The sequence below is a fragment of the Paenibacillus sp. J31R30 genome, from assembly GCF_059692115.1.
The window spans coordinates 1-12,701 of sequence record NZ_JCAUAV010000011.1 but is presented as its reverse complement, the minus strand read 5'-3'; the positions used below and the strand labels follow the sequence as shown (position 1 = coordinate 12,701).

The 12,701-nt window shown below is 49.8% G+C and carries 11 protein-coding genes and 1 rRNA gene; all 12 read left to right on the top strand.

Translation table 11 applies throughout. From position 1 onward, the window contains the following. Nucleotides 1–39 precede the first annotated feature (39 nt). Nucleotides 40–1,104 (top strand): ABC transporter ATP-binding protein, encoded by a 1,065-nt coding sequence (locus AC58QO_RS26355; RefSeq protein WP_497270791.1) that lies wholly within the window; start codon nucleotides 40–42, stop codon nucleotides 1,102–1,104. After that, nucleotides 1,097–1,813: an ABC transporter permease subunit gene (locus AC58QO_RS26350; RefSeq protein ID WP_497270789.1), complete on the top strand. Its 717-nt coding sequence runs from the start codon at nucleotides 1,097–1,099 to the stop codon at nucleotides 1,811–1,813. Before AC58QO_RS26355 ends, AC58QO_RS26350 begins: the two co-directional genes overlap by 8 nt. A gap of 5 nt (nucleotides 1,814–1,818) precedes the next feature. Next, complete coding sequence (locus tag AC58QO_RS26345; RefSeq protein ID WP_497270788.1) at nucleotides 1,819–3,207, top strand: GldG family protein; 1,389 nt, start codon at nucleotides 1,819–1,821, stop codon at nucleotides 3,205–3,207. Next, nucleotides 3,204–4,136 carry a DUF4340 domain-containing protein gene (locus AC58QO_RS26340; protein ID WP_497270786.1) on the top strand — a complete coding sequence of 311 codons (933 nt, stop codon included), beginning with the start codon at nucleotides 3,204–3,206 and terminating at the stop codon, nucleotides 4,134–4,136. The genes AC58QO_RS26345 and AC58QO_RS26340 overlap by 4 nt, the downstream gene beginning before the upstream one ends. 115 nt (nucleotides 4,137–4,251) lie before the next feature. Continuing rightward, a complete protein-coding gene (locus AC58QO_RS26335) occupies nucleotides 4,252–4,476 on the top strand; it encodes a hypothetical protein (RefSeq protein WP_497270784.1) in 225 nt (74 codons plus the stop codon). Between the two features lie 28 nt (nucleotides 4,477–4,504). After that, nucleotides 4,505–5,401, top strand: coding sequence for a spore coat protein (locus AC58QO_RS26330; protein WP_497270782.1), 897 nt, complete (start codon nucleotides 4,505–4,507; stop codon nucleotides 5,399–5,401). A 179-nt stretch (nucleotides 5,402–5,580) separates the two neighbouring features. Beyond that, on the top strand, nucleotides 5,581–6,054 hold the full coding sequence (locus AC58QO_RS26325) for a hypothetical protein (protein WP_497270780.1): 474 nt from the start codon (nucleotides 5,581–5,583) through the stop codon (nucleotides 6,052–6,054). A gap of 177 nt (nucleotides 6,055–6,231) precedes the next feature. Next, nucleotides 6,232–6,933 (top strand): heptaprenylglyceryl phosphate synthase, encoded by a 702-nt coding sequence (pcrB, locus tag AC58QO_RS26320; protein WP_497270778.1) that lies wholly within the window; start codon nucleotides 6,232–6,234, stop codon nucleotides 6,931–6,933. Continuing rightward, nucleotides 6,923–9,301: a DNA helicase PcrA gene (gene pcrA, locus AC58QO_RS26315; protein WP_497270776.1), complete on the top strand. Its 2,379-nt coding sequence runs from the start codon at nucleotides 6,923–6,925 to the stop codon at nucleotides 9,299–9,301. Before pcrB ends, pcrA begins: the two co-directional genes overlap by 11 nt. A 55-nt stretch (nucleotides 9,302–9,356) precedes the next feature. Further along, nucleotides 9,357–11,378, top strand: a complete 2,022-nt coding sequence (ligA, locus tag AC58QO_RS26310) for an NAD-dependent DNA ligase LigA (protein ID WP_497270774.1) — start codon at nucleotides 9,357–9,359, stop codon at nucleotides 11,376–11,378. Between the two features lie 27 nt (nucleotides 11,379–11,405). Then, nucleotides 11,406–12,416: a DUF1835 domain-containing protein gene (locus AC58QO_RS26305; RefSeq protein ID WP_497270772.1), complete on the top strand. Its 1,011-nt coding sequence runs from the start codon at nucleotides 11,406–11,408 to the stop codon at nucleotides 12,414–12,416. 220 nt (nucleotides 12,417–12,636) lie between these two features. Then, a 16S ribosomal RNA gene (locus AC58QO_RS26300) occupies nucleotides 12,637–12,701 on the top strand; the annotation flags it as partial.

The window sequence follows — 12,701 nt, the reverse complement described above, 5'->3', positions numbered from 1 at the left end:
TGATGAATAATACGAACGCACAGAAATGGGGGATCTTGGATGCTAGAGGTCAAACAAGTCAGCAAGCTGTACGAAAATGATCGCGGCGTGCATAACATCGACTTCTCGATGCAGCGCGGTGAAATCGTCGGCTTCTTAGGGCCGAATGGTGCTGGCAAAACAACGACGATGCGCATGATTACAGGTTACCTGAATCCAACGCATGGTCAAATATGGGTGGATGGTCACTCCATGGCTGACAACCCGAAGAAGGCGCGCCGCAAGATCGGCTACTTGCCTGAAACACCGCCCTTGTACCCAGAGATGACGGTACAGTCCTACCTGCGCTTCATCGCGAACCTGCGCGATGTCCCTGCGCGCGAGCAAAAGCTGCGTGTCGGCGAAGCCATCGACAAGCTCGGACTGCAAGGTCGCGAGAAGCAAATCATTCGCTCCCTCTCCAAGGGCTATAAGCAGCGCCTCGGACTCGCGCAAGCGATCCTACATCAACCGGATCTGCTTATCCTGGACGAGCCTACGTCTGGCCTCGATCCGAAGCAGATCATCGAGATCCGCCAGCTCATTCATGAGCTGGGCGAGAACCACACCGTGCTGCTGAGCACGCACATCTTGCCTGAAATTAACGCGATTTGTAACCGCGTTCTCATTATTAACCAAGGCCGCGTCGTCCTAGACGAGCGCCCAGAGCATCTCGGCCGCACAATGGGCGAGACGTTCGAGGTGTCGCTCGAGGTCAAAGGACCTCGCGAGCGAATCTTGACCGAGCTGCGCAGCCTGCCGTCCGTAGGCGCAGTCAAGGAAGTCGACGCGCCGGCAGCGGCACTCGACGCACCAGCTGCTCTTGTTTCCTCAGAGGCAAGCGAAGCCGCCTCTCCAGCTACCGCTGACGCATCAAGCGAGTCCGTGAAGCTCCTCGTCACCTCCGCAGATCGCTCAGAGGACATTCGCGAAGCGTTATTCTACCACCTCGCGAGCGCAAGCTTGCCGATCCTAGCGATGAAGCGGGAAAGCCTCAGCCTAGAGGATATCTTCCTCAAGCTGACGACGGACGAGCCGGCGGCACCTGAACTTGTTCCAACCGAGGAGGATGACACCGATGCGTAGAATTTGGGCGATTTGCTCCAAAGAGTTACAAATGTATTTCTTCTCGCCAGTTGCGTATGTGGCGTTTGCCTTCTATGTGCTGTTGTCGAGCTTCTTCTTTTACATTAACTTTGTGGCCGGACAGCCGCCGATTGTGGATGCGCGCTCCATTGTGGGCAATACCACCTTCATCTATCTGTTCATCATCCCGTTATTAACCATGCGTCTGGTAGCGGATGAGTTCCGCCAAGGTACGGATGAGCTGCTTCTAACCTCACCTGCCGGAATTAGTGAAATCGTGCTGGGTAAATATTTGTCCGCATTAATCGTGCAAGTTGGACTAGTGGCGATCAGCTTGGTGTATCCACTTATCATGTCATCCTTCGGTACACTGGATATGCCTGTCACTTGGTTGTCGTACCTCAGCATGTTCTTGCTAGGCTGTGCCATGATGGCGATTGGCTTGTTTGCATCCAGCTTGTCCAATAATCAGATGGTGGCGGGGATTACAGGCTTTGTTATTTTGCTGTTGCTGTGGCTATTAGATTGGGTGAGCAGCAGCATGACGGGTAAGCTGAAGGATTACGTAGGTCAATTCTCATTGACAAGCCACTTGGGCAACCTCCAAAAAGGCGTCTTCCACGGCGGCGACATCCTCTTTTACATCACATTAACAGCTGTGTTCCTGGTTCTTTGTATACAAGTCCTTGAAAGAAAGCGTTGGAGGTGAGCGGAATGAATAAGTGGATACGGGGAACTAATGCGACTGTTTTATCAATCGCCGTTATCGGCATTTTCATACTTCTGACAATCTTCCTACACTCGCTTAAGGGCTTTCAGGTCGATTTGACGAAAAATAAAAATTTCACGCTCTCGGAGCAAACAACCGCTGCACTCAAAAATCTCAATCAAGATATTCACGTCATCGCATTCACGAATAATGGGGATGGCAATGATTTTGTGACGCGTCAAGTCACGGATATGGTGGCTGAGTATAAGAAGCAAAGCAGTAAAATTACGTACGACGAGTACGATATGCTGAAGCAGCCTTCGATGGCCAAGCAGTATGGTGTGGACCAAGGCGGAACGATTATTTTCGAATTGGGCTCCAAAAAGCAAAACATCAACTTCTACGAACTGTTCGTCGGACAACAGGATGGCTCCTATACCTTCTCTGGTGAAGAGAAGTTCACACAAGCGATTCAAAGTCTGACGTCTACAGAGAAACATACGGTTTACTTGCTTTCTGGCCATCAAGAGTATCCAGCCTCTGCTATGAGTATTTTCAAAAGCAGCCTGGCTGCTGCAAACTATGACGTGAAGGATCTGAATCTTTACGTGGAAGGCAAAATCCCAGATGATGCGCAAATGCTCATGCTGCTTGGGCCGACTAACGATTTGAACGATAAGGAAGCAGAGCTCATTCAGACGTATTTGAAGGGTAAAGGTAAAATTTACATCGCGCTAGGCTTCAACAAGGATATGACGACGAAGTGGAAAAACATCGATGCCATCATGAAGACCTATGGTGTTCAGGACCAGCATGCGATTGCGATTGAAACGAAGCAAACGTCCTTGTATGACCCGTTAACGATCATTCCAGAGTACGGCTCACATGATATTACGAACAAATTATCCAGCAATAATTTGATTACGATGCTCTCCTTGGCTGTTAGCTTGAATGCTGACGAAAGTGCTCCGGACTACACCAAATCGCTGTTGTTGACGACGACGGACAAAGCTTATGGTGAAACGGACATTAACCTGCTGGCACAGAACAAGACGAAGCAGGATGCGACAGATGTCAAAGGACCGTTGAACTTGGGGTATGCCATCTCAGACAAAGATAACAAGCCTAAGGCCGTTATTCTTGGTGGTTCTACATTCGTGTTGGATGAAGATATTCAGAATCAAGGGAATAAAGACTTTGCTTTGAACAGTATTGGTTGGCTGCAAGAACAAAAAGACCAAATTACGATCCGTCCACGACAAGGAGATGCGTATCAACAAGCGATGATTACGCCTAGCCAAGCGAATACGATTTTCCTCATTACAATCGTGTTCTTACCACTCTTGTTCCTCGTTATTGGCGGCTTGATCTGGTGGAGGAGGAGAAGAGGATGAAACGGTTTATTCCAACGATTCTGTTAGTCGTCATTTGCATCGGTGGTTTCTGGTACGCCTCAAGCAAAGACTTCTTCCAAGAGAAGAAAGATGAACCCAAGTCCCTTCTAACCTTGAAGCAAGAAGATGTGAAGGCTGTCTCGGTGAAAACGGAGGAGCAGCAGATAGAGCTAAGCCGCACGACCAATGGATGGGATATGCAAAAGCCAGCGGCTGCGCCAATCAATTCGAATCAAGTCGACTCTTGGTTAGATATGTTAGGTCTGGTGACGTCGACCAAGCTGGTGGAGGATCAGGCGTCCAATTTAGCTGAATATGGCTTAGATAAGCCGGTAGGGACTTATGAAGTCACCTTGAAGGACGGCTCTAAGCAAGGATTACTCGTCGGGACAGCACTCCCGATCGAAGGATTCTCCTACGTTCAGGTGGAAGGCTCTCCGGCCGTGTATCAAGTCAGTGATCAATCGCTCACCTCACTGAACAAAGCGCCGGCCGACTTTGCCGATACAAGCCCGATTCAGCAGGAGAACGACAAAGTACAAAGTGTCAAGTTGACATGGAAAGGCCAGTCATGGACACTTTCCAAGACAGATAAAGATAAAGTCGCTGCGGATGCGAACTGGAAGCTGGGGGACAAAGAGTTGAAAGGCACGGATGCAAGTCCGCTGCTGGATCAGCTAATCTTCTTGCATAGCAGCGAACTTCCTCAAGTGGCAGCTCAGAAGCCGACTACGGGCGGAGAGCTTAAAATGGAGATTGCATTAACGGTAGACGGGAAGGACGTTATCGACGTCTACGAGGGTAAATTGAGCGGAGAACAAATTTGGCTTGCTAAGCAGGGTGGGCAGTGGGCCTACGCGCTGACAGCCGAGGAAATTCAGCAAGTAGCAGATGCTTATGCGGGTAAACCTGCACAGCCTGCTTCCTAATGAGAAAACTGCTTCCTACAGTGATTCTGCTGTGGTGAAGCAGTTTTTTTGTTATTCCGACATAAAACGGCATTTTTTGGGAAAAATAGCAGAGAGGAAAGGAGGTCACATGCACATGTACAGCACGCAAGAGAATCAAGCTATTTCTGGTAAAGAACTTTCGTATCTGACGGATACCTTCAAGAATGAAGAATTGTTAGCGAAGCTTTGTGTACAAGGCGCGGTGAACAGCCAAAGTCAGTCCTTGAAGCAAACCTTGTCTCACCTGTCTCAAGAACGATTGCAAAATATGAGTATCCTGATCAACGCCCTGCAACAACAATCTGGCATGACCCACTAATTCGAACCTACAAGGAGGTGCAAGACGCATGTATCAGCAAAATTCTCAACAACAGCAAGTCGACTTAGAAGATCTAGACTTTGCCAACTTCGTCCTGTCTGAATTGAAGCGCAGTGCGCGTGAATATACAACGGCGGCCTTGGAAGCTGCTAACCCTGGCATTCGACAGACCTTCGAAACATTATTGCAAAAAACATTGGATGATCAAGCCCTTGTTTTTCAAGAAATCCAGAAGCTTGGCGGTTATCAAATTCAACAGGCTGAGCAGCAGATGATAGAGCAAGAATTGCAGAAACAGAGCCAGACAGCGATTCAGGTACAATCCATCGTCCAACAGCATGTGAGTAGAGCGGCTTCGGCCAGCTACACCCAGCCAGATCGGAGTTCCGTGCAGTCGACGCAGTCGCAGCAAGAGCCACAACCACAGCAGCATCAGGTGTACCAAACGCAATCTCACCAGACGGAACAACAGTACCAACAAAGACAACCGTACAATCAGCAACAGGCACAACAAAGTCAACAGCTGAATCAAGTTGCAGCCCAGCACCAGGCGCCAACACCTACACCTACACCGTCGTTCCAGCCTGTTAATTATGCCAGCCAGTACCCGAATGCGGTATACAACAATCAACAAGGCCGAGGCCAAGGATACACACCAAGTCAGACACAACAGCAATCCTCCTATAACCAAACCCAAACACGGGGCTACCAAGATCAAAGCCACGAGCCAGCCAGCTATGGTCGTGGGCCTCAGGGGTATGCGGCTTCTTCCAACCATACAAATGAGCACACAGGAATGACGGGGACCGGCAGACCTGCGCAAGCACGCATCGTTTCCCGTACACAGCTTGGCATGCCATCTTCGAGTTCCGAAGGGAACGCCTATACGAATAGGTCGCAAGAGGGTAATAAATATAACTTCTAATCAAGCGTAATCACGCTTAAACTGTACTGAGACATCCTGGCCTTCCATTGGCAGGGTGTCTTTTTGCGTTTTGCTCCAATTTGTCCCACTATTTTTCTAATTCAGGAATGAGTACGGCTTGGCACACATATATAAGGAACATAGGATGTCCAAACTTAGGGAAAAGGGAGCTTAAGCTGATGAAAAAAACATGGGTATATGGTGCGGCTACTTTGGTGGTATTGGGAGCATTAACAACAGCATGCGGTTCCAAAGATGAGGTCATCCCATCCGTTGCAACTGGGACGAAGGATGCGGGAACCACTACGGTTCAAGTGAAGACGGAGACAGCGGGTACAGGAACGAAAGCATCTACGACGAGTGCAAAGCCAGCGATTGATGCCAGCTACAAGGTGGATGGGAAGAATGTCACAATCACGTATCAAACGTCCAATTTTAAATTGTCGGAAGAAGACATGAATAAGGCCAACGTACTGGGAGAAGGACATCTCCACCTGTATGTGGATGGCAAGCAGAAGGCGATGATCGGTAAGACAGGCCCATTAACGCTCACGAATTTAACAACAGGTGCCCATGAAATTAAGCTTGAACTTCAGCAAAATGACCACAAAGAAATCAACGTTGAGAAGATTCTTAACATTGTCGTCAAATAACGAACATTTGTGCGTATTCCTGCGTAAATGAAGCTTCTATGAAGATCAGACACGTTCAGTTGCATATTCCTTAAAAAGACGGGCTAATAGCCCGTCTTTTGTCATTTGACACGTTTGTACACGTAGCATAGACTGTTCATAGTATGGCAGAACTGCCGCCTAATCGGAGGGAAACAATTGATCGTCGATATACGTAAGTGGAAGCATGTATTTAAGCTCGACCCAGACCGGGAGATCTCAGATGAGGCGCTGGATCGCCTCTGTCTGTCTGGCACAGATGCAATTCTCGTAGGCGGCTCTTCAGGGGTCACGTTCGACAATACGGTGGATCTCCTTTCACGGATCCGTCAATACGAGGTGCCCTGTGCGTTGGAGATTTCGAATCAGGAAGCGATCGTGCCGGGGTTTGACCTCTTTTTAATCCCTGTTGTGCTGAATGCAGATGATCCGAAATGGATCGTGGGACAGCATCACGAGGCGCTCAAGGAATATGGCGCTTTGCTGAATTGGGATGAGATCGTAGCTGAAGGCTACATTATATTGAATAAAGATGCGACGGCAGCTCAGCTGACTTCAGCGCGAACCGACTTGGATGCTAAGGACGTAGCAGCTTATGCGCGTATGGCGGACAAGCTTTTTCACATGTCGATTGTGTATTTGGAATACAGCGGTACCTTTGGTGATATGGAGCTCGTTCGCAAGACGCGCCAGGTGCTGGAGAATGCTCGATTATTATATGGCGGGGGAATAGACTCCCTAGAGAAAGCGCAACAAGCAGCCGAAGCAGCAGACACCATTGTAGTCGGCAACATTATATATAGTGACTTGGAGCAGGCGCTTCAGACCGTGAATGTGAACTTTGATAGAAATGGAAGGTAACCCTAACGTGAATGAAACTGTCAATATTTTAGAAGCAATCAAAAAGTTGAACCCTCAGCAGCGCAAAGCTGTAGAAGCCGTGGATGGCCCTCTATTAATTATGGCTGGAGCGGGAAGCGGCAAGACGCGTGTGCTCACACATCGGATTGCTTACCTCATTGGCACGCGCAAAGCGGCGCCGTGGAACATTTTAGCGCTAACCTTTACGAACAAAGCAGCACGCGAGATGCAAGATCGTGTTAGTAAACTGGTGGGTGGCAGTGGAAGTGATATTTGGGTCTCCACGTTTCACTCGATGTGTGTGCGTATGTTGCGCAAAGACATTAATCGGATCGGCTTTTCCTCAAACTTTACGATACTAGATTCAGGTGACCAACTGTCGGTTATCAAAACTTGCTGCAAAGAGCTCAACATTGATACGAAGAAACACGAGCCCAAAACATTCCAGGCGGCCATCTCAACTGCCAAAAACGAACTTATCTCTCCTAAACAATTTGAAGACAAAATCGGTGACTACTTCGACGGGCTGACCTCGAAAATTTATACCCTGTATCAAAAGAAGCTAAGAGCGAATAACTCCTTAGATTTCGATGATTTGATTATGGCGACGATTCATTTGTTTAAAGAAGTGCCAGAGGTGCTGGAGTTTTATCAAAACAAATTTCAATATATCCATGTCGATGAGTATCAGGATACGAACAGAGCGCAGTATATGCTGTGCCAAATGATCGCGTCCAAACATAAACGCATTTGCGTCGTTGGGGACAGTGACCAATCCATCTACCGTTGGCGTGGAGCGGATATTAGCAATATCCTTAATTTCGAGCAAGATTACCCGAACGCAACGGCTATTCTATTGGAACAGAATTACCGCTCGACTTCGAATATTTTGCAGGCGGCGAATAAAGTCATTGCGAACAACACAGGTCGTAAGCCGAAAAATCTCTGGACGGATAAAGAGGGCGGCGTACCGATTAAGCTGTATCAAGCCGATACCGAGTATGAAGAAGGTTACTTCGTTACGAATGAAATCAATAAGAATAAATCGAACGGAAAGAACTTCGGCCATCACGCAATCTTGTATCGTACGAACGCTCAGTCCCGGGTGATCGAGGAAATTCTGATTAAATCAGATATCGCCTACACCATCGTCGGCGGGGTCAAGTTCTATGATCGTAAAGAGATTAAAGATATTTTGGCTTACTTGAGACTCATTTCCAACCCGAACGATGATATTTCCCTGAACCGTATTGTGAACGTGCCGAAGCGGGGCGTTGGGGATACGACGATGGACAAAGTGGCGGATATGGCTGGGCGCAGAGGGATTTCCCTATTTGCCATGCTGGAGGAAGTGGACTCACTCGAAATCAATACGAAGGCGAAACATGCCCTTGCTGATTTCCGCGAAATGGTAGATAACCTCAATCGCATGGTGGACTATCTGTCCGTCACCGAGTTGACCGAGAAAATTCTCGAGATGTCTCAGTACCGCGTGGAAATGCAGCGCGAGAACACGATCGAATCCAAGGCTCGTCTCGAAAATATTGAGGAGTTCCTGTCCGTGACCATGGACTTCGAGAAGCGCAATGAGGACAAATCCCTCATTTCCTTCCTCACAGACCTGGCGTTGATCGCGGATATCGATACGCTTGATAAAGACAAGCCCGAAGAAGAGCAGGACGCTGTCGTCCTCATGACGATGCACAGCGCCAAAGGACTGGAGTTCCCGGTTGTCTTCATCATCGGGATGGAAGAAGGCGTCTTCCCGCACAGCCGTGCGTTCGCCGACAACGAAGAGCTCGAAGAGGAGCGCCGTTTGGCCTATGTCGGCATCACGCGCGCTGAGCAAGAGCTGTTCCTCACGTGCGCGCGCATGCGCACGCTCTTTGGCCGCACCGCTGCGAATGCGCCGTCGCGATTCCTCCAGGAGATTCCGAAGGAACTCCTGGAGAGCGTATCCGCTGGCGGTTCCAGCGGCGGGTTCTCCCGAGGTGGCCGTTCCGGCGGCACCTCGTCCTGGGGCGGCGGCAGCGCCGCTGCATCGAGCCGTGGCACGACCACCGGCTCGTCTACCTGGGGCACGCCGTCCTCTTTCGGGGGACGGCCAAGCACTGGCCCTGCCGCAGGCGCGGCTGCGCCAAGCCCTGCGGCCGCGTCGAGACCGGCTGCGTTCCGGGCTCCGCAGCCTGCCGCAGGCGGCACGACGGACTACAAAGCCAGCGACCGCGTGTCGCATGGCAAGTGGGGCGTCGGCACCGTCGTGTCCGTGAAGGGCTCGGGTGATGACACCGAGCTGCAAATTGCTTTTCCGGCGCCTGTTGGCTTGAAGCGCCTGCTCGCGAAGTTCGCTCCGATAACGAAAGTGTAGGAGCGCCCTGCCTTGCCCTTTAACAATCCCATTTGAGAGAGAGGAAGAGCCCGCCATGACCGATAAACTCGCGGCAATGAAAACCCTCATCCAAGAAATCAACAAGCATAACCATAACTATTACACGCTGGATCAACCCACGATTTCCGACGCGGAGTGGGATGCACTTTATGATAAATTGGCTAAGCTGGAGCAGGAGACAGGGGTCACCCTGCCTGCTTCCCCAACCCATCGGGTGGGTGGAGAGCTGCTCAAAGGCTTCGAGCCTCACCGCCATCTAGCCCGTCTCTGGAGCTTGGACAAAGCGCAGAACGCTGACGATTTGGCAGCTTGGCATGCACGTGTTCTTAAGTTGATCGCTGATTACAATAGCAAGAACCCAGAAACGCCTCTGCCAGACCCGTCGTACGTAGTGGAGCTTAAGTTCGATGGACTTACCCTGAACCTTACGTATGAGCAAGGTCAGCTGGTACAAGCCTCCACACGTGGAAACGGGACAGTTGGCGAGGGCATTTTGGCCCAAGTCAAAACGATTAAATCGATCCCGCTGGAAATTCCGTACGATCAAGGGACGATTGAAGTGCAAGGCGAGGGCGTCATGTTCTTGTCTGTCCTTGAAGCGTACAACCAGACGGCTGCAGAGCCGCTCAAAAACGCGCGAAATGCCGCAGCTGGTGCTTTGCGCAATCAGAACCCCAAACTAACCGCAGAGCGCAAACTGAACGCTTTCTTCTATAATGTGGGCTATAGCAGTGATCTCCAATTTGAGAATCATGCGGATATGGTGCAGTTCTTGCGGGATAACCTATTCAAAATCAGCAATCGCACGCGATATTTCTCCACGATTGAAGAAGTCAGCGGAGAGCTGGAACGGATCGCGGAAGAGCGGTCCAGCTTCGACTTCCTCATTGATGGAAGCGTCGTGAAGCTGACAGATATGCGCACAAGAGAAGTATTCGGCTATACGGAGAAATTCCCGCGTTGGGCGATTGCGTACAAGTTCGAAGCCGAAGAAGCGACGACAACGCTGCAAAGTGTTTCTTGGGAAGTCGGCCGCACAGGTAAAATAACACCACTAGCCCGCGTAGAAGCCGTTGATCTCGCAGGCGTGACGGTACAGAACTGTACGCTCAACAACGTCGGCGACATTGAGCGCAAAAACCTCAAACACGCCCTCGGCAGCCTCGTCTACATCCGCCGTTCGAATGACGTCATTCCGGAGATTCTCGGTAAGGTAACCGAGGAGAATGACGGCGAGGAAATCGTGGCACCGACACATTGCCCGTCCTGCGGCAGCGAACTCGAGATGCGCGGCGCGCACCTCTTCTGTCTCAACCGTCTCGGCTGCAGTCCGCAGCTCGTGGGCCGGATGGCGCACTTTGCTTCGCGCGATGCGATGGACATTGAATTTTTCAGCGAGATGACCGCTTCACAGCTGCATCAAGAGCTGGATGTCCGCGATCCTGCGGATCTATACACCTTGCAGTTCGACGATCTCGTCAAGCTCGATCGCTTTGGCGAGAAAAAGGCGCGCAATCTCCTTGCCGCCCTCGATAAGAGCAAGTCCCGCGATCTCGCGTCTTTCCTGTATGCACTGGGCATCCCGAACTCGGGCAAAACCACCACGAAAGTACTGGCCGATCACTATCGCAGCCTTTCGCGCATCATGGAAGCAACGACAGAGGAGCTTATCACCCTTCCCGACGTGGGCGGTATCGTAGCGGAGAGCATTCACTCGTTCTTCCGCGATCCTGTGATGGTATCCAGCATTGAGCGTATGCTAGCAGCAGGCGTGAACCCCGTTGCAGAAGAAGCTCCGGTCATCGTGGCTAGTGAAGATAACCCGTTCTTCGGCAAGACCATCGTCCTCACAGGAACACTTTCCTCCATGGGGCGGGATGAATGCGCCAAAAAGCTCGAAGCAAGAGGAGCCAAAATCACCGGCAGTGTTTCCAAAAAAACCGACATCGTGATCGCCGGCGAAAGCGCGGGCAGTAAGCTAACTAAAGCGCAAGAGCTTGGTATTCGAATCATTGAAGATGAGCATGAGCTTCTGCAACTGCTAGGTGAAGCCTAATCTATATAGAAGTGAGGTGACAGTGCCATGCCCAAAATGCTACATATCGTAAACGGAGATTCGTTCGGCGATAAGCTGCGCGCATCTGGTATCGGTGGTGAGATTTTGGTGTGGCGCGAGTCACTCTATGAGGGACCTATCGGCATGCAAATGTCAGATAGCGTCCTTCTATCTATAAGGGCTTCTTATATGAATCTCCGATACAGCATTCCGGAGGACACATTCAAAGCGCAGACTATACAGCAGGAAGCGAAACTAGATACCCTCTCGTACGAAACGGACGAGGTTGTTCTATGGTTTGAACATGATCTATATGATCAACTGATGCTGTGTTATTTGCTTTCTAGAATCGCTGAATCACCTCGTCGTTCCTTTCAACTGGCGTTGATATGCATAGATCGCTTCCCTGGAGTTGACCCATTCTATGGTCTAGGGCAGTTAACTATTGATCAAATCCTTCATCTGCATGGCGCTTGGTTGCCTGTGAGCGAAGACCAGCATTCCCTTGCTTGCAAGGTCTGGACAGCCTATTCGGCTTCTGAGCCTTTGTCTATGGCTGCTTTATTAGAAGAAGACCTATCGGCACTCCCCTTTCTTAAAAAGGCCTTAGCGGCCCATACAGCTCGATTTCCTTCTATGCAAAATGGCTTGTCAGCCATTCAGCAGCTGACGCTTGAGCTGTTAGGGGACGATGAGGTATCGATTCTGTCCTTATTTCAAAACATATCAGAGCAAGCCAGCCGTTATGGCTTAGGTGATTTGCAATTCTTTGGCATCCTGGAGGGGCTTTGGCATTGTGAAAATCCCCTAATCCAAGTGCTTGGTGGAGATAAGCTCCCAAGGTATGGAGAAGCGTGGCCGCCGCAATTTGAAAATTATCGAGTAAAGATAACAGAAATGGGTAAACTTATTCTTGCCTGCAAATGGGATCAGATCTTTTTGAATGGGATCGATGAATGGATTGGTGGCGTTCATTTACTCGGTACGAAGGATGTTTGGCGCCGAAATACAGTAACTACAGGCTTTTCCAAGCTGTAAGATAATGGATGTAAAAAGTCGCTTGCATTTCGTTTTGAAACCTGATAATATATGTTCTTGTCACCGCAAGAGCGATACATTAACGCTTTAAACGGTAACGCAATAAAGCTCTTTGAAAACTGAACAAATGAATGAAACAAATCAGCAAATTCAGTCACGTAAGTGACTACAATTGAGATTGCAAAATCTCGCTAGCTTCAAATGAGCAAGTCATCTTTCTATTATGGAGAGTTTGATCCTGGCTCAGGACGAACGCTGGCGGCGTGCCTAATACATGCAAGTCGA

Bases quoted from the DNA above. Each gene is read 5' to 3' on its own strand.
- pcrA (WP_497270776.1), top strand. From the start codon at position 6,923: ATGGAAGGTAACCCTAACGTGAATGAAACTGTCAATATTTTAGAAGCA.
- AC58QO_RS26340 (WP_497270786.1), top strand. From the start codon at position 3,204: ATGAAACGGTTTATTCCAACGATTCTGTTAGTCGTCATTTGCATCGGT.
- AC58QO_RS26350 (WP_497270789.1), top strand. From the start codon at position 1,097: ATGCGTAGAATTTGGGCGATTTGCTCCAAAGAGTTACAAATGTATTTC.
- ligA (WP_497270774.1), top strand. From the start codon at position 9,357: ATGACCGATAAACTCGCGGCAATGAAAACCCTCATCCAAGAAATCAAC.
- AC58QO_RS26345 (WP_497270788.1), top strand. From the start codon at position 1,819: ATGAATAAGTGGATACGGGGAACTAATGCGACTGTTTTATCAATCGCC.
- AC58QO_RS26305 (WP_497270772.1), top strand. From the start codon at position 11,406: ATGCCCAAAATGCTACATATCGTAAACGGAGATTCGTTCGGCGATAAG.
- AC58QO_RS26330 (WP_497270782.1), top strand. From the start codon at position 4,505: ATGTATCAGCAAAATTCTCAACAACAGCAAGTCGACTTAGAAGATCTA.
- AC58QO_RS26335 (WP_497270784.1), top strand. From the start codon at position 4,252: ATGTACAGCACGCAAGAGAATCAAGCTATTTCTGGTAAAGAACTTTCG.
- AC58QO_RS26325 (WP_497270780.1), top strand. From the start codon at position 5,581: ATGAAAAAAACATGGGTATATGGTGCGGCTACTTTGGTGGTATTGGGA.
- AC58QO_RS26355 (WP_497270791.1), top strand. From the start codon at position 40: ATGCTAGAGGTCAAACAAGTCAGCAAGCTGTACGAAAATGATCGCGGC.